This is a genomic window from Lysinibacillus sp. GJ-1 (genome assembly GCF_021166035.1).
Lineage (GTDB): Bacteria > Bacillota > Bacilli > Bacillales_A > Planococcaceae > Lysinibacillus > Lysinibacillus sphaericus.
Map to the genome: position 1 here is coordinate 713,705 of NZ_CP088912.1, position 16,806 is coordinate 730,510.

19 protein-coding genes and 1 other annotated feature are annotated in these 16,806 nt (G+C 36.9%); of the genes, 12 read left to right on the plus strand and 7 right to left on the minus strand.

The features are described from left to right. Positions 1–34: 34 nt before the first annotated feature. Positions 35–229: a YjzD family protein gene (locus LO754_RS03205; RefSeq protein ID WP_024362521.1), complete on the minus strand. Its 195-nt coding sequence runs from the start codon at positions 227–229 to the stop codon at positions 35–37. A 379-nt stretch (positions 230–608) separates the two neighbouring features. Between LO754_RS03205 and LO754_RS03210 the strand changes: the two genes are divergently transcribed. The 3 genes from LO754_RS03210 to LO754_RS03220 all read left to right on the plus strand — a co-directional run bounded on the left by LO754_RS03210 (position 609) and on the right by LO754_RS03220 (position 3,147). After that, positions 609–1,547 (plus strand): beta-ketoacyl-ACP synthase III, encoded by a 939-nt coding sequence (locus tag LO754_RS03210; protein WP_231785601.1) that lies wholly within the window; start codon positions 609–611, stop codon positions 1,545–1,547. A gap of 30 nt (positions 1,548–1,577) precedes the next feature. Further along, positions 1,578–2,819, plus strand: a complete 1,242-nt coding sequence (gene fabF / locus LO754_RS03215) for a beta-ketoacyl-ACP synthase II (RefSeq protein ID WP_024362523.1) — start codon at positions 1,578–1,580, stop codon at positions 2,817–2,819. A gap of 97 nt (positions 2,820–2,916) precedes the next feature. Then, on the plus strand, positions 2,917–3,147 hold the full coding sequence (locus LO754_RS03220) for a YuzI family membrane protein (protein ID WP_024362524.1): 231 nt from the start codon (positions 2,917–2,919) through the stop codon (positions 3,145–3,147). Here LO754_RS03220 and LO754_RS03225 read toward each other — a convergent pair. Both LO754_RS03225 and trpS read right to left on the minus strand, forming a co-directional pair. Continuing rightward, positions 3,131–3,439 (minus strand): hypothetical protein, encoded by a 309-nt coding sequence (locus LO754_RS03225; RefSeq protein WP_024362525.1) that lies wholly within the window; start codon positions 3,437–3,439, stop codon positions 3,131–3,133. The two genes, LO754_RS03220 and LO754_RS03225, sit on opposite strands and share 17 nt — an antisense overlap. A gap of 15 nt (positions 3,440–3,454) precedes the next feature. Further along, positions 3,455–4,444 (minus strand): tryptophan--tRNA ligase, encoded by a 990-nt coding sequence (gene trpS / locus LO754_RS03230; protein WP_231785602.1) that lies wholly within the window; start codon positions 4,442–4,444, stop codon positions 3,455–3,457. A 65-nt stretch (positions 4,445–4,509) separates the two neighbouring features. After that, positions 4,510–4,741 (minus strand) — a binding site (T-box leader). A 550-nt stretch (positions 4,742–5,291) separates the two neighbouring features. Between trpS and spxA the strand changes: the two genes are divergently transcribed. The 5 genes from spxA to pepF all read left to right on the plus strand — a co-directional run bounded on the left by spxA (position 5,292) and on the right by pepF (position 10,056). Next, the gene (gene spxA / locus LO754_RS03235) at positions 5,292–5,687 is read left to right on the plus strand and encodes a transcriptional regulator SpxA (protein WP_024362527.1); all 396 of its coding nucleotides are present in this window, start codon (positions 5,292–5,294) and stop codon (positions 5,685–5,687) included. 432 nt (positions 5,688–6,119) lie between these two features. Continuing rightward, a complete protein-coding gene (gene mecA / locus LO754_RS03240; protein WP_024362528.1) occupies positions 6,120–6,788 on the plus strand; it encodes an adaptor protein MecA in 669 nt (222 codons plus the stop codon). Between the two features lie 188 nt (positions 6,789–6,976). Then, positions 6,977–7,516, plus strand: a complete 540-nt coding sequence (locus LO754_RS03245; RefSeq protein ID WP_231785603.1) for a competence protein CoiA family protein — start codon at positions 6,977–6,979, stop codon at positions 7,514–7,516. A gap of 329 nt (positions 7,517–7,845) precedes the next feature. Beyond that, positions 7,846–8,094, plus strand: coding sequence for a hypothetical protein (locus LO754_RS03250; protein ID WP_231785604.1), 249 nt, complete (start codon positions 7,846–7,848; stop codon positions 8,092–8,094). Between the two features lie 144 nt (positions 8,095–8,238). Beyond that, the gene (gene pepF, locus LO754_RS03255) at positions 8,239–10,056 is read left to right on the plus strand and encodes an oligoendopeptidase F (RefSeq protein ID WP_231785605.1); all 1,818 of its coding nucleotides are present in this window, start codon (positions 8,239–8,241) and stop codon (positions 10,054–10,056) included. 614 nt (positions 10,057–10,670) lie between these two features. On the opposite strand, the gene LO754_RS03260 is transcribed toward pepF, so the two are convergent. From LO754_RS03260 to LO754_RS03275, 4 genes are all read right to left on the minus strand, one after another. Further along, a complete protein-coding gene (locus LO754_RS03260; RefSeq protein ID WP_024362531.1) occupies positions 10,671–11,480 on the minus strand; it encodes a DsbA family protein in 810 nt (269 codons plus the stop codon). Further along, a complete protein-coding gene (locus LO754_RS03265; RefSeq protein ID WP_024362532.1) occupies positions 11,473–11,880 on the minus strand; it encodes a globin domain-containing protein in 408 nt (135 codons plus the stop codon). Before LO754_RS03265 ends, LO754_RS03260 begins: the two co-directional genes overlap by 8 nt. A gap of 252 nt (positions 11,881–12,132) precedes the next feature. Then, positions 12,133–12,924, minus strand: a complete 792-nt coding sequence (locus LO754_RS03270; RefSeq protein ID WP_108029440.1) for a lytic transglycosylase domain-containing protein — start codon at positions 12,922–12,924, stop codon at positions 12,133–12,135. Positions 12,925–12,957: 33 nt separating this feature from the next. After that, positions 12,958–13,548 carry a CYTH domain-containing protein gene (locus LO754_RS03275; protein ID WP_231785606.1) on the minus strand — a complete coding sequence of 197 codons (591 nt, stop codon included), beginning with the start codon at positions 13,546–13,548 and terminating at the stop codon, positions 12,958–12,960. 294 nt (positions 13,549–13,842) lie between these two features. Here LO754_RS03275 and LO754_RS03280 point away from each other — a divergent pair, with 294 nt between their 5' ends. The 4 genes from LO754_RS03280 (at position 13,843) to LO754_RS03295 (ending at position 16,653) form a co-directional block, all read left to right on the plus strand. Beyond that, positions 13,843–14,226 carry a UPF0738 family protein gene (locus tag LO754_RS03280; RefSeq protein ID WP_024362535.1) on the plus strand — a complete coding sequence of 128 codons (384 nt, stop codon included), beginning with the start codon at positions 13,843–13,845 and terminating at the stop codon, positions 14,224–14,226. Positions 14,227–14,289: 63 nt separating this feature from the next. After that, complete coding sequence (gene yjbM, locus LO754_RS03285; protein WP_024362536.1) at positions 14,290–14,961, plus strand: GTP diphosphokinase; 672 nt, start codon at positions 14,290–14,292, stop codon at positions 14,959–14,961. After that, a complete protein-coding gene (locus LO754_RS03290) occupies positions 14,958–15,752 on the plus strand; it encodes an NAD kinase (RefSeq protein WP_024362537.1) in 795 nt (264 codons plus the stop codon). The genes yjbM and LO754_RS03290 overlap by 4 nt, the downstream gene beginning before the upstream one ends. Next, positions 15,745–16,653: an RluA family pseudouridine synthase gene (locus LO754_RS03295; RefSeq protein WP_231785607.1), complete on the plus strand. Its 909-nt coding sequence runs from the start codon at positions 15,745–15,747 to the stop codon at positions 16,651–16,653. Before LO754_RS03290 ends, LO754_RS03295 begins: the two co-directional genes overlap by 8 nt. Positions 16,654–16,806 lie beyond the last annotated feature (153 nt).

Consider the following 16,806-nt stretch of genomic DNA (forward strand, 5'->3'; position numbering starts at 1 on the left):
TCGCACTGGGCGAGACAGGTTTTTTATAATTTGATTAATGATGGTCTGCAGCTTCTGGAGTTGGCTCGTTTGGAATGATTGCGCCAATAACAAAAATTAGTACAGAGAATACAACTGAAAGAATCGCACCAGTTTGGAAATCAAATGGTACTCCGATTACAGCACTTACTACGTAGTTTAACATGGAAACTAGTAAGAATGACCATATGAACGTTACGATATATTGCATTAATTTCACCTCAACCGAACTATTTTATTACATATACATTATCATATCATAACATAAGTCGAAAAAAAAAGAACCTTTTATCAAAAAGTGATGTATTGTGTTTTGTGATTTATGGCAATTTTGTCACAACAAAGTAGTAGAGTCGCGCAACGTAAAGTGTTCGTAGCGATTTGCACAGTTTTACCAGCGATTCACAAAGTCCCTGCTGTACAGAACAGAAGTGTCACCAACGAAAACGTGAATTGAACTATCGAAAGCTATGTGAAGTACAAGCATTTGCTATACTAATTTTAAATCATCTTGCACCATTCCTTAATTATGAGTTATAATTATGACCAGTTACTAATAATTGATAGTAAGAAAGCAGAGGGGTTGCTATATGAACGCAGGTATTATAGGTTTAGGCAGATACGTTCCTGAAAAGGTCGTGACGAATTTTGACTTAGAAAAAATTATGGATACGTCGGATGAATGGATTCGAACTCGTACTGGAATTGAAGAACGTCATTTTGCTGCAGATAATCAAGAAACTTCAGATTTAGCAGTAGCTGCTGCGAAAGATGCTATAGCCAAAGCAGGTATTACGCCTGAAGAAATAGGATTAATACTTGTAGCAACTGTAACGCAAGATCAAACATTTCCTAGTGTAGCATGTATGGTTCAAGAGCAAATTGGTGCGGTAAATGCAGCAGCAATGGACCAAGCAGCGGCTTGTGCAGGATTTATATATAGCTTAGTGACAGCAAAACAATTTGTAGAATCAAATGCTTATAAATATGTCTTAGTAGTAGGTGTTGAAAAGCTGTCAAAAGTCATTAATTGGGAAGATCGTAATACGGCTGTTTTATTTGGTGATGGTGCTAGTGCTGCCATTGTTGTCCCAGTATCAGAAGGTAGAGGGATTTTATCATTTGAGCTTGGGGCAGACGGTACAGGCGGCAAACATCTATATTTAACGCAACAGGATACAATTGCGATGAACGGTCGCGAAGTATTTAAGTTTGCTGTACGCCAAATGGGTGAATCAGCAGTAAATGTATTAGATAAAGCAGGTTTAACAAAAGAAGAAGTTGATTTTTTAATTCCGCATCAAGCGAATATTCGAATTATGGAATCGGCACGTGAACGTTTAGCATTACCAGCGGAAAAAATGTCAAAAACGATTCACAAATATGGCAATACATCGGCTGCTTCTATAGGTATTTCTTTAGTAGAAGAGCTTGAAGCAGGTAAGATAAAAGATGATGATCTATTAGTACTTGTCGGTTTTGGCGGTGGCTTAACATGGGGTGCAGTTGCATTAAGATGGGGAAAATAAAAACGATAATTGCTTGAGAGGAGTAAGACAATGAGTAAACGACGAGTAGTAATTACAGGAATTGGCGCAGTAACACCACTAGGTAATAGCATCGAAGAAACATGGGCAAACATTAAAGCTGGTAAATCAGGCGTTGGTGAATTAACACGCTTAAATAAAGACCTATTCGCTGCAAAAATCGCGGCTGAAGTAAAAGACTTTGATATTGAAAAGTATATTGAACGTAAAGAAGCTCGTAAAATGGATCGTTTCACGCACTATGCACTAGCTGCGTCAATTATGGCGATGGAAGATGCACAGCTTACAATCGATGAAGAGTTAGCACCGCGTGCAGGTGTATGGATTGGCTCTGGTATCGGTGGTATGGAAACATATGAACAACAATTTCTAACATTCCAAGAGCGTGGCGCACGTCGTGTTAGTCCATTCTTTATTCCAATGATGATTCCAGATATGGCTTCAGGTCAAGTATCTATTCACTTTGGTGCGAAAGGAATCAACTCTTGTTCAGTAACAGCTTGTGCATCAGGTACGAACTCAATCGGTGATGCATTTAAAGTAATTGAGCGTGGAGATGCAGATGTGATGATTTCTGGTGGAGCCGAATCACCAATCGTGACGATGGCAGTGGCAGGCTTCTGTGCAAATACAGCATTATCTTTAAATACGGATCCTCAAACAGCTTCTCGACCATTTGATAAAAACCGTGACGGCTTTATTATTGGTGAAGGTGCCGGAATTGTTATTTTAGAAGAATATGAACATGCAAAAGCGCGTGGCGCAAAAATTTATGCTGAAGTTCTTGGCTACGGTTCAACTGGCGATGCGCATCATATTACTGCACCAGCTCCAGAAGGTGAAGGTGCTGCACGTGCAATGACGCAAGCATTACAAGATGGTGGCGTAGACCCTTCACAAGTAGGCTACATTAATGCACACGGAACAAGTACACCGTACAACGATTTATTTGAAACACAAGCTGTAAAAACTGCCTTTGGTGAACATGCTTATAAATTAGCAATGAGTTCTACTAAATCGATGACAGGTCACTTATTAGGTGCTGCTGGTGGTGTTGAAGCGATTTTTACAGCACTAGCATTGAAAGAGGGCATTTTACCTCCAACAATTAACCTAACAGAGCCAGACCCTGAGTGCGATTTAGATTATGTACCAAATGAAGCGCGTAAGGCGAACATTGAATATGCAATGAGTAATTCTCTTGGTTTTGGTGGTCATAACGCAAGTCTATTATTCAAAAAAATAGAGGAATAATGAAAAAACGTCAGCCTAATTTACAAGGCTGACGTCTTTTTTTTAAAGTTAGCGAATAGAAAAGAAAGTAAGAAGAAATAGAAAGGATGCCGTTTATTTGTTTCGTCTTTTTATATTTTTAATGAGCTATGGCTTAATGATACTTTCTATCGGCAATTTAATTTTATATTTGAACTATCGGACACTTGGTTATTCTTGGTCAGTAGTCTTAAAATTTATCATGCACACAACTGAGTTTTATATCGCCATTGGAGCTTGTATTGTTCTTTGTAGTGTTGTGCTCGACTTTGGTTTCGATAAAACAGCGAATCTTAAAGATAAGGCTTGAATATCACAGGCATGGCGAATGCTTCTGCTACTTTTTTGGCCAAGTCTTCACCTTGTACATCATGGCTTTTCGCTAAAGTATCCATACCATCAATAAATGAATCTGTTTCAAGGTCAATCCATTCGCCGAAGTTACACATCCATGTTGTCAGCTCCGTTAATAGGGACTCGTCTAAAGGCAGTTGCTCTAATTCTAAATTGGCGTGACAATGGCCACACCATAATGGATCTGCACCAAAGTCACCTTCTAATAGAAGGGTTTTGATTGTTTGATGACAATGTTCACAGAGCATATGTTAATTCCTTTCTTAGCGGTTTGTGCAGCCTAAGCCCATTGCTTGTTCCATACGCTTTAAAGTTGCGCTTGCAATAGCATTTGCTTTTTCTGCACCTTCATCTAAAATAATGTCCAGTTCAGATGACTCTACAAGGTTATAAAATCTTTCTTGGATTGGTGTTAGGTGGTCGATTACTGCTGAAGCGACACCTTGTTTGAAGCCACCGTACCCGATGCCTTCATACTTTTTCACCAAATCTTCAATTGCTACACCTGAAATAGCGGATTCAATCGTTAGTAAGTTTGAAACACCTGGTTTATTTTCAACATCAAATGCCACAATACCATCAGAGTCAGTGACAGCAGATTTGATTTTTTTCTCGATATCTTTTGCTGTATCTAAAAGTTTAATCGTTGCTTTTGTATTTGGATCAGATTTGCTCATTTTTTTTGTAGGTTCTTGTAATGATTTAATACGAGCTCCAGCTTTTGGTAATTGGATTTCAGGAATCGTTAACACTTCACCATAACGTTTGTTAAAGCGCTCTGCAAGGTCACGTGTTAGCTCAATATGCTGTTTTTGATCATCCCCTACAGGAACAATATTCGTGTTATATAATAAAATATCAGCCGCCATTAATGGTGGATAGGTTAAAAGAGCTGCTGAAACAGTTTCTTTACCATGTGATTTATCTTTAAACTGTGTCATACGCTCTAGTTCACCAATAGAAGCGACACATTGTAGCATCCATCCCGCTTGTGCATGAGCTGGTACTTCAGATTGAATGAATAACGTTGACTTTTGAGGGTCAATTCCAGTCGCAATATAAGTAGCCGCTAAATTACGGATGTTTTGACGTAACTCTTTTGGATCTTGCGCAACAGTAATGGCATGTTGGTCAACGATACAGTAAATAGCATTCCCTTCATGCTGTAGTGCTGGGAATTGCTTGAATGCACCAAGATAATTGCCTAATGTTACAATACCTGTTGGCTGTACGCCTGAAAAAATAGTTGTCATAATTAGTTCCTCCTCGGGGTTCGAAAAATAAAAAAACATCATGCGTCCTCATTAGAATAAACTAATGAAGGGACGAATGATGTTCGAATCCGCGGTACCACCCTGCTTGCCTTAAAAGGCCACTTTGCTTCGTAACGTGAAGGGACGAGCTTTGCTAATGGGGTCAAGTGAAGACTTGAACGTTCACAAAGCTAACTCGGAAGTCCATTCCAAATGCATACATGGTCTGTTTCCAGCAACCACAGACTCTCTATACATGTATATTGCAAATGTACTACTCTTCGTCAGCGTTTTTAACTACACTATTTAATGTGTAGAGAGTGTCTTTTCGAGAACAACAATCAAAAAACTGTTGACCATCCAGACTGGCGCAAATGCGCTTCTCTTGTTGCACAAAATTATAGTATAAAGACTTAGTTAAATGCAAGCCTGTAAATTCAGTCTTATGACTGAATTTTTTTGTGTTGTAAAAAAAGGAAACCAATATTATCTAAAGTACGTCTTAATTGTACACGTCTACATGACATTATTCTCGTTTGTGTTTTTTAATTGAGAACAACTAGTTTCGAGAAATTCATGTTTAAAATGACTTGTTACTGGGAATATTATTATTAGTTCATTGGACATACCAAGAAAGTGAATACTTAATTGAATACATTAAGGTAGTATTAATAGACAGAATATTTTGTAACAAAGTCATATATCCTGTATTCTTTTTTTCCTTGGAACTATATTCAAATACAGCAGAGTGCTGTATAATGGAACTGTAGATTTACATTACATTAATTCTAATTTAAGAAATTGGTTTATAGATAACGAATACAAATAGAAAGGATGTGTCAGTATGATAGTTACTTTATTTACATCACCAAGTTGTACGTCTTGTCGTAAAGCAAAAGCATGGTTAGAGGAGCATGAAATTCCTTATACAGAACGTAATATTTTTTCTGAACCGTTAAGCATTAGTGAAATCAAAGAGATTTTACGAATGACGGAGGATGGAACAGACGAAATTATTTCTACTCGTTCTAAGATATTCCAAAAATTGAATGTAGATGTTGAGAGCTTACCTTTACAACGCTTATATGAATTAATTCAAGAATATCCTGGATTATTACGCCGACCAATAATTTTAGATGAGAAAAGACTGCAAGTAGGCTATAACGAAGATGAAATTCGACGATTTTTACCGCGTAAGGTTAGAGCTTATCAATTACAAGAAGCACAGCGTATGGTGAACTAAAACCCACTTAGACTGCATAGAATGATGTAGTAGGTGTTACAAATGCAAAAGCATGTTGTGACATCTATTTTTTTATGTTTTACTTATGTAAAAACCTTCATTCAAAACTAATATTTAATAGGTAAAAGTCATATATTTCCGTAAAAGTATGTTAAACTTGATTTAATACAAATAGTTTACTACAATTTCAATTATTCAAATATCTTCTTTGAAACGGTGTATATCCTTTTCATTTTATGAAAGAACAGCATACAATAGAATTAGAGACAACTGTGACCAAAAAAATTACGATTACGGTTGCTCGATGATTTTCTGTGGTGTGGTCAAAGGTTGAAAAACAAAGGAGTATGAAGGTTAAAAACAATGAATCAAAGCATACTAATGAAATAATACTGTTTTTCGACAAATGACAGTGAAGGGAGATGAGGTCTAGTGGACATCGAACGTGTAAATGAGAATACACTCAAGCTCTTTATTACGTACAATGATATAGAGGATCGCGGCTATAGTCGTGAAGAAATTTGGTACAACCGAGCAAAGGGTGAACAACTTTTTTGGGATATGATTGATGAAGTGAACACTGAAGATTATTTTGATGTAGAAGGTCCGATTTGGATTCATATCAATGCGTCAGAAGTAGGCTTAGAAATCATTGTCACACGTGCACATATTTTAAAAGACGGTGAAACATTAGATGGTCATTCACATTTTGATGAACAAAAAAGTATGTTTGCCCCATTTGACGAAGTTGGAGAGGATCTACTTAGTCAATTAACTCAATTTGGTGACATGGATGAATCAGAGTTATTTATGGATACAGACATTTATGTTTATAAATTTAAAGATATTGATGAGTTAATCCCCGTTGCAAAACGGATGACAGATGACTTAGTGGATTCCTCATTATTCAAATATGAAGGTAGTTACTATCTTGTAGTAGACTTTGCGAATGCAGACGATGATTTAAATCGTCATGATAAAAACGCGATTATTAAAGAGTTTTTAAGCCCTTCTAATTTCACAATTCATCGCCTTGAGGAATATGGCGAAAAAATTATGGAATACGATTGCTTTGAAACTGTACGAAAATATTTTAGTTAACATCTTCATGCTTCTGATTATCAGAGGCTTTCAGACTGTAGACACACTCAAAATGAGTAGGACTACAGTCTTTTTTTACGTTTTCAGATAAAGGAGCTAAAGATAACTCAAATTTCAAAGAAAAGCACATCATTAGTTGGCGTATAGAAAAACTTTTACTACAATGAGGCAAAAAGGAGAAGGATAACATGCTTATTGCCTATACAGACAAACAGCAATTATTTATTTCCTATCAACATTCAAGACAAGCTTTACGACAATTTCGCCAGCAATTACAATTTTTTTGTCCACAGTGTCAACAGCCTGTACAATTAAAAATTGGTAAGCTGAATATCCCGCATTTTGCACATATTACTAACAATTGTCATCATCGATTTGCGGAAGGGGAATCAGAGCTCCATTTACAAGGGAAAATTCAATTATTTGAATGGTTGCAGGCACGTGGGCATAGAGTAAAGCTGGAGCCATTTTTAAGGACACTATCGCAAAGGCCCGATTTACTACTGCAAGGTGAGCATCAGCAGATTGCCATTGAATATCAATGTAGTGCGATAACAAAAGAAAACTGGCAACGACGTACAGCAGGTTATGAAAAGCATAACATTCAAGCATTATGGCTTTTTCAAACACCACAGAAAAAATATACTACAAATGCAATTCAAAAAATTAGAATTTCCCTATCCATCAAAATGCAATTGCTTATTCATTCAACAATGTGCCGTATTTAGTTACATATGATGCGAGAGCAGCAAAATTTAATTATTGGACGAATCTACTTTATGTTCACGGGCATACTTTTATAGCGAAAGTACTCTCGATTCCACTCAGCAAACAGCAATTCCCATTCTATGAGCCTAAGCCGATTACACATGAATCATTTACTATATACAAGGAGATATATATAAGATTGTGTCAACGGTATGTAATGCAAAAATTATTGCGAAGTCGACAGGGAGTTCAAGATCGTTTTCTACGGAGTTGCTATGAACAAAATTTTTCGTTGAATGCACTGCCTCATTACATTGGTATACCTGTTAAAAATGCAAGGGCTATTCCGATGTTCTCAATTGAATGGCAAGCAATTTTATTAAATTATTGCAGGGAATTACAATTGCTACCGTATGAGTTAAGGCAAGAAGATATTCGACTGTTTCTAAAGATTCTTAATGTGGAGCCAACTGAAATGGGCGTGCAAGCTGTTGAAAACTATGGAAACTTGTTAGGCCATCGTTTTTATCAAATGGATTGCGCTAGTGCGATATGGAAGCGAGTATATACCTATATGTATAATCAACCGTTTGTTTAAATCCCTTCATGGAGCTAATGTATCGCTGTGGATAATCAAACTGGGATTTTGATGAGTTGAGCTACAGGGTATTATTTGCAATTGTCGCAATATATTGAGAAAATATGAGAGTACAGGAAAGTCATATATAAAGGGGGCTGGCTCATGGCTAGTAACAGTAATCGAGTTTTAATGAGAAATGAAATACCGGTAGAGTTAACTTGGCGATTGGAAGATATTTTTGCAACGGATACACTATGGGAAGAGGAATTTAAAAAAGTCGCAGAACTTTCGAAAGAAGCATCTAGCTATGCAGGTACTTTAAAAAATGGTGCAGATGCCTTATTAGCTGTACTAACTTATTACGATAAAATTTATCAACGTACAATGAGACTCTATACGTATGCGCATATGCGATATGATCAAGATACAACGAATAGCTTTTATCAAGATATGAATAGTCGAATTCAAACGTTAGCGACAAATATTTCAGCAGCACTTTCATTTTTAACACCTGAAATTTTATCACTAAGCGAAGAAACAATTGAATCCTATTTAGCTGATAATCAGGATTTACAATTATATAAGCAATCATTAAAAGAAATTTCAATGACCCGTCCACATGTTCTACCAGCAGAACAAGAAGCATTACTTGCACAAATGGCAGAGGTGACAGGCACTGCTTCGAATACATTTAGTATGTTAAATAATGCGGACTTAGTTTTCCCTACAGTTAAAAACGAGGATGGGGAAGAAGTTCAACTAACACATGGTAATTACATTAAGTTTTTAGAAAGTAAAAATCGATCTGTACGTGAAGCAGCATTTAAAGCGATGTATGAAACGTATGGTCATTTTAAAAACACATTCGCTGCTACATTGACAGGTAATGTAAAAAAACATAATGTGAGTGCACGAGTGCGTCATTATGAATCGGCACGACATGCGGCATTGTCCAATAACTTTATCCCAGAAAGTGTCTACGATCAGTTAGTAGAGACTATTCATAAACATCTACCAACTATGCAACGTTATATTGCATTACGTAAAAAGTTATTAGGTGTAGATGAGTTGCATATGTGGGATTTATTTACACCACTAGTGCAAGAAGTAGATATGAAAGTTCCTTATGAGGAAGCTAAAGACATTTTAGTGAAAGCGTTAGCCCCACTCGGAAAAGAATATCAAGACATTGTCCAAAGTGGTTTCGATAATCGTTGGGTTGATGTTAAGGAAAATAAAGGTAAACGTAGTGGCGCGTATTCATCAGGTGCTTACGGTACGAATCCTTATATTTTAATGAACTGGCAAGACAATGTGGATAACTTATTTACATTGGCGCATGAGTTTGGGCATAGTGTCCATAGTTATTATACTCGTAATAATCAGCCTTTTGTTTATGGAGATTATTCCATTTTCGTGACCGAAGTGGCGTCTACATGCAATGAGGAATTATTGAATGATTATCTGTTGAAAACAATAGAAGATCCGCAGCAAAAAATATATTTATTAAACCATTGGCTAGACGGTTTCCGTAGCACAGTATTCCGTCAAACAATGTTTGCAGAATTTGAACATTTAATTCATCAGATGGATAAAAACGGAGAATCGTTAACAGCGGAACGTTTAACGGAAGTGTATTATAACTTGAATAAGCAATATTTCGGTGAGGATATGGTAGTTGATGAGGAAATTGGTCTGGAATGGGCTCGCATTCCGCATTTCTATTACAATTACTACGTCTATCAATACGCTACTGGTAAATCCGCAGCTACGGCATTAAGTAAGCAAATATTAGAGGAGGGTGCTCCTGCTGTAGAACGTTATATTAATAACTTCTTGAAAGCTGGATGCTCAGATTTCCCGATTGAAGTGCTTAAGGCTGCAGGTGTTGATATGAATGTAGCTAAACCAATTGATGATGCTTGTAAAGTATTTGAACAACGCTTAAATGAATTGGAAAAATTATTGTTGAATAATTAATAGGTATGGCTGTAGTAACATTACTACAGCCATTTTCTATTTTATGTAGAAATTGGCTTTCAAGAAAAAAGTAAATAATAATGTTTTTCTTTGATTTACAAATGATTAAAAGTTTCCATCTTGAAAAAATACTGTACTGTAATCGCTTTCTATATGACAAATTTGTGAATCTAAAGCAGGATTCATTGCTAAATTTATTATTCCATGATAAAGTGAATCTTGTGAAATAAATCACAAAACAAACATACACCCCTTTGTTTGAACGTGAACATTTCTCCCATCCCTTTGTGAAAAAGAGGCGTCTCTATCTGTCGAGGATAGTGGCGCCTCTTTTATTATAGTTCTTTCCTGCTAATTCTTTATACGTTCCATGTCTTTTGTAGTTTTTTTCTTAGCGTCTCTTTAACTAAGGTGAATAGATTGGTTTTAACTTAATGTTAAGCCGAAAGATGGAATTATGTTGCTTTCATATAAGGTTTTAGTATCACTGCCTTTGACCTACAATAGGCACTTCCTATAATGAAAGATTATGACGTTATGAAATAAAAAAAAGAATAGGACTCAGTTATAAAATAGTTGAGTTCCTATCCTTTTGGAATAAAAGTATAATTGCATTATTTAATACGCCACAGTGTAGCGTGATCTGTTTGAATACGTTCAATCTTTTGTTGAAGCATACGTTTTTTTAACTCACGTTCTGCTGCTTGTTCTGTTAAGGAATAAATAAATGCTATGTCATTTGTAGAAAGTGTATGGTACTTTAAAAATAATTCTTCGATAGTGGGTAACGGTTGGCGAATTAACTGTTCATTCATCATTTCTTGTAAAATATGTTCATAAACTTCATAGTCATAGCTACCGCTCACTTTTAACCCTTCATCCTCAATGCACTCATTGAAAAATACAATACTAGGTACTTCATCAACTTCCATTTCTCTTTTTATATAAAGGTCGCATTGGAATGCACGTGCGGCTTCTTTTGAACCGAAATCGACAGTGAATTCATTCATATCTAACTGTACTTCCTCTGCAATTTTTAACAGCGTTGCATAGGAATTAACATCCTGATAATTCAGCAAAACATATTCTTGTAATTTTGACAAATAACGAGCGCCTGAACGTTTACCCTGTAATTCTGCCGCCTTTATGGCAATAGAGGGTAACACAGGGTGATTAATATCCAGTTCAATCCCTGATTCACAGCCCTTCATGCGCTTACTCAAACAATTAAGTGAAGAGAGCTCTGTGCTTAACACAAAGCGCCATGAAAAATAATGATTATACTCTAGTTGTAGTTTACGAATGATGGATTGCATACTAAAAGCTTCAGGACAAAGTGGATCTACGAAAATATACAATTCAATTGGCTTATTGGCAGTAGAAATCGTCGGTGTTGGTTCTTGCAACATTTGAATATTATTCACGTAATAATTCCCCCTCATCGTCATTAGGTGTATTAATCATGTGATGAGCTGTTAAAACTAAACGTTGGTAGTAGGTTTCACGGAACTTCCCTTCCAAACCAACCTCATCCATCGCTTCAGCCATACACTCTAGCCAAGCCTGGGCACGATCAGGTGTGATTGGAAAATTCATATGACGCGCACGCATCATTGGATGTCCATGCTCTTCTGTAAAAAGATTTGGACCCCCTAAATATTGTGTTTGAAATTGAATTTGCTTGCGGGCTGTCTCTGTCAAATCTTTAGGAAAGATTGGCATAAGATCAGGATGCTGTGCAACTCTTTTATAGAACGCATGTATGAGTTCAGAAAGTTTTTCAGCTCCAAGCTCCTCATAAGGAACAGTGTATTTTCGACTCATAAGTAAATGCTCCTTTTATTCTTTATAAGAAGTATATCGTAAAGTACAAATCAATATGTTCATGTACCATTTTATCTAATACTTTGTTGAATTGAAAAATGTGAATATCTTGTGACTACCTTCATTCTATCAACGTCCATTCGTTTACACAAACAAAGAGCACTTTGAAAATGTTTTCGATAGAAAAGCACAAATTTCACCAACGAGGGTGAAATTTGCTGAAAAAGACTGTAATTACAGGCTTTATGCGATTTAAACAGTGTAATAATTCATCACTTTTTTGACATAATTCTGCGTTTCTTTAAATGGTGGAATGCCATTATATTTTGTTACGCGAGAAGCTCCAGCGTTATAAGCGGCCAAAGCCAGTGTTGGATCATTATCAAATTTATCAAGCATTTGGCGTAAATATTTGGCTCCAGCCATAATATTTTGCTCGGGATCAAATGAATTCGTTACACCTAAATATTGAGCTGTCTTAGGCATTAATTGCATTAAGCCTTGAGCGCCTGCATGACTGACAGCGAATGTGTTAAAGTTGGACTCTTGCTTGATAACGGCAGCAATAAGCTTAGCTGGTACATTATAAGTAGCCGCAGCCTTATCGATAATTGCGGCATATTGGTTAGCTCCAGCAAGTGAATTGGCATAGGCAGTCGAGCCAATCACATCGTCTGATACATAGGAATCTAGCTTAGTGCTGGCTTGCATGTTTGATAATGTCGCTTGGAGAGAGGCGGGAATATACACAGATTTCGTTCCATTATAGAGCAATGATTGGAGCGAACTATTTGTATTTCCACCAGTCATACCTGTTAAGCTACTAAGCTGGTCCATAAAGTTGGCGGAGCCCGAAGAACTCATGCCAAGGAGGCTAGATAATTTTGCGTTGTTCGTTGTTGTCGCATCGCCTAACATTTCTTCAATCATATCAGAAAAGATAGAATTGCTGTTTGTGAAAGAATTTGGTGAAGTATTTCCCGTAGAACCTAATGTTTGTAGTGCTTGGATTTCAAGCATTGTTCTCAAAGATTGGATATCCAATGAGCTGGTCACCCTTTCGTATTGTAATAAGCATTATTGTTGTTTAGTTGATTGTAAAGCTTTCATAAAGCGTGCAATTTTTTTTTCAGCAATTTGTTTTTTTATATCGTATTGCTGTAGAAATTCGTCGAAGATTGCTTTTCCTTTTATTTCATCTTTTGATTCATATTCTACCTCATAATCGTCACACTGCAAATAGAAAGAATGATCAAATACAAGAAGTCCGTCTTTATAAGGAATTTCGACACGGTCCGTTGTAAGGGAACCAAAAACGGCTAATTGTTCTAATGCAATGTTGTGTGACGCTAGTCTTTTTGCGACTTCTGGTGCATAAAAACCTTGGTATACAAGCATTTTCTCTGCTTGTGCAGCGGTCAATTCATCGGTTGTTTCTAAATGTGTATGATTTGAAGTTTTCTCTTTTAATGTACATTCATAATAATTATTAATAATGCGGATACGTAACCCACTTTGCAAATTTCGAATAGCATTAGTAGGTGTGTCGAAATAATGATTTGTTTGACGATGAATAGCATTTTTTGGGATTTGGAATTCTTCTAGCAAATGCTCATATTGTTGTTTAGTTAAAATATTTTTAAACTCAATTTCAAGTTGTTGTGCCATAGATGTTCATCCTTTTTTATTAATTTACTTGCGTCAACGGAAGTCCGCTACTTCTAATAAGTGTGTGTTGCCAAACTATAATTTGATTGGGAGGGGCTTCTACCCCTACTGTTGTCATCGATATTTAACTGGAGCTTTTTTCAAGCAGAAATGAAAAAGCTCGGGACGCAATTAAGCGAATGTTGTAATCGGTTTTTAGCCGAAGTTTGCTTGTTGTTTTGCAATTACACACTGCAACTATTTACCCCATATGCTAAAATAAGAGGAAGAGAACGACGAAAAGGGGACCCACATTTGCGTAAAATATATACTATAGAATCATTTTATTTTGAAAATCAGCAACCTCATTTTAGTTTAAACGACAATCATAAAAATTTACAGCTAAAGCCTGCTGCTCAAGTAATTGCAGATTCAGATGATTTTGCATTTATCTATTTACTGGATGCAGGAGAGGACTATCATTACTTGCGTTTTCCACAAAACAGTTGGGACAATCTTGTACATATTTTACAAGCCAAACAAAACCCAATGTTAAAAGTAGATGGGGAAGTAATTGAACTGACAAACTTTTACGAGGAATTGGAAATGCTCGTGTATAATATTGAAGGAAATTACAATTACGGAGCAGAATTTGTTCAAGCAGTGGAACAACACTTCAAGGCAGTTCTCGCTGATTAAAAAAGACAAAACGAACAGACGGTGTTGGTTTTGTCCGATACCGAATGTCGGGAGGTTTTAGCGATGGGACAATGGGAGATTTTTTTAAGTCCTTATAAACAAGCAGTAGATGAGTTAAAAATAAAATTAAAAGGTATGCGATCTCAGTTTGGCATTGTCAATGCAAATTCACCAATTGAATTTGTGACAGGACGAGTAAAGCCACTGGCAAGCATTTACGATAAAACGCTAGAAAAAGGACTAGCCTTTGAACCGTCGAAGCAACTTGGCGACGAGCTTGGCGATATTGCAGGTGTTCGTATTATGTGTCAATTTGTAGATGATATTTCGACGGTGACAGAGCTAATTCGACAACGTAAGGATATGCGCGTAGTGGAAGAGCGAGATTATATTACCCATAATAAGCCAAGCGGTTATCGTTCATATCATATGATTGTAGAATACCCCGTTGAGACCATACAAGGAAAAAAAGTAGTGCTAGCAGAGATTCAAATTCGTACATTAGCTATGAATTTTTGGGCATCAATAGAACATTCACTAAATTATAAATATAAGGGCATGTTTCCAGAGGAAATAAAAAATCGTCTACAAAGTGCAGCAGAAGCAGCCTTCCGGTTAGATGAAGAAATGTCTTCGATTCGTAGTGAAATTCAAGAAGCACAAGCCTATTTTAGTGAATTTAAAGAGGCATCGAATCCTAGTTTACTATCAGAGAAGGAGCGTGACTCACAATGAAATTTTCTATTCAATCACGTAGAGATGCACAATCAAATGAATTAATGGAGCTAGCAAAAACATATTTGCAAGATTTTGGATTAACATACGATGAAGAGACACCTGAAATTGTCGTATCGATAGGTGGGGACGGCACGCTATTACATGCTTTCCATCGCTACTCACATTTGCTAGATCAAGTTGCATTCGTCGGTATTCATACAGGCCATTTAGGATTTTATGCGGATTGGAAACCTTCCGAACTAGAGAAATTAGTGCTATCTATTGCGAAAAAAGATTTTAATGTTGTGGAGTATCCCTTATTAGAAGTAAAAGTGGAACATCATAATGCAGAATCAAACACTTATTTGGCACTAAATGAAGCGACCGTGAAATCGCCTGATGTTACCCTTGTAATGGATGTTGAGTTAAATGGTAATCAGTTTGAGCGTTTCCGTGGGGATGGCCTTTGTGTTTCGACCCCATCAGGTAGTACAGCCTATAACAAAGCTTTAGGAGGAGCCATTATCCACCCTACTTTAGCGGCACTTCAAATTACTGAAATTGCCTCTATAAATAATCGCGTCTTTCGAACAGTAGGCTCGCCACTAATTTTACCAGCTCATCATCACTGTATTCTACGCCCAGTGAACGATCAAAACTTCAATATGACAGTTGATCATCTACAAGTCACACAAGGTGATGTGAAATCCATTGCTTTCAATGTAGCAAATGAAAGGGTCCGCTTTGCACGCTTCAGACCGTTTCCGTTTTGGGAACGTGTGCATGAGTCATTCGTTGCAAATGAGTAATAGCGATACACGTTTTACACTTCAATTTCAAGCTGAAAAGGATGGTCAATTGCTCCGTGAGGCTTTAGCACAATGGCAAATATCGAAACGTGCTTTAACAGCTATTAAGTTTGATGGGGGCTTACTATCGGTCAATGGTATCGAGCAAAATGTACGTTACCCCCTTCACATGGGAGATCAGGTAGAAATAAAATTTCCACCAGAAGAGAAAAGTGATGGACTCACAATTGAATATGGAGCGCTGTCTATTATTTACGAGGATGAGGCTTTGTTAGTGCTTGATAAACCAGCTCATCAAAGTACAATTCCATCCCGTGAGCATCCGTCAAAAAGTGTAGCTAATTTTGTTTGTGGCTATTTTGAACAACAACGCTTAGCCTCCACCGTCCATGTTGTGACAAGGCTCGATCGTGATACATCAGGCTTGTTATGCATCGCTAAGCATGCACATATCCATCACTTAATGGGTTTAGCCCAACGCAGTGGTAATGTGTCGCGTGAATATGAAGCAATTGTACACGGACATTTAATAGAGGATAGGCAGTCTATCATTGCGCCTATTGGTCGAAAAGAATCTAGTATTATTGAACGTGAGGTACGGGAGGATGGCCAATTTGCGCATACGGATGTGACCGTCTTACAGCGTTTTACTGTTCAAGGAGAGCCGATGACGCATATTCGCTTAAAATTGCATACAGGACGAACACATCAAATCCGCGTGCATATGGCTTATGTAGGTCACCCACTTATAGGCGATGAATTATATGGGGGAAGCCGTAATCTGATAGATCGGCAAGCACTACATTGTGTATCGTTGTCTTTGCAGCATCCATTAACAAATGAGAAGTACTCTTTCACAAGTATGTTAAAGGATGATATGCAACAAATATTAAATATTTGAGGAGGTGTTCGCGAAATCGAGCATCTCCTTATCATTTTTACTATTAAATAGTATCTTAATAGCATGTTAACAGAAAAATAAGCAATTGTAGGGTATAGTAAAGAAGAAAGTTGTTTTTATCTAAAAAAAGAGTTTGCACAAACAGTGCATGCA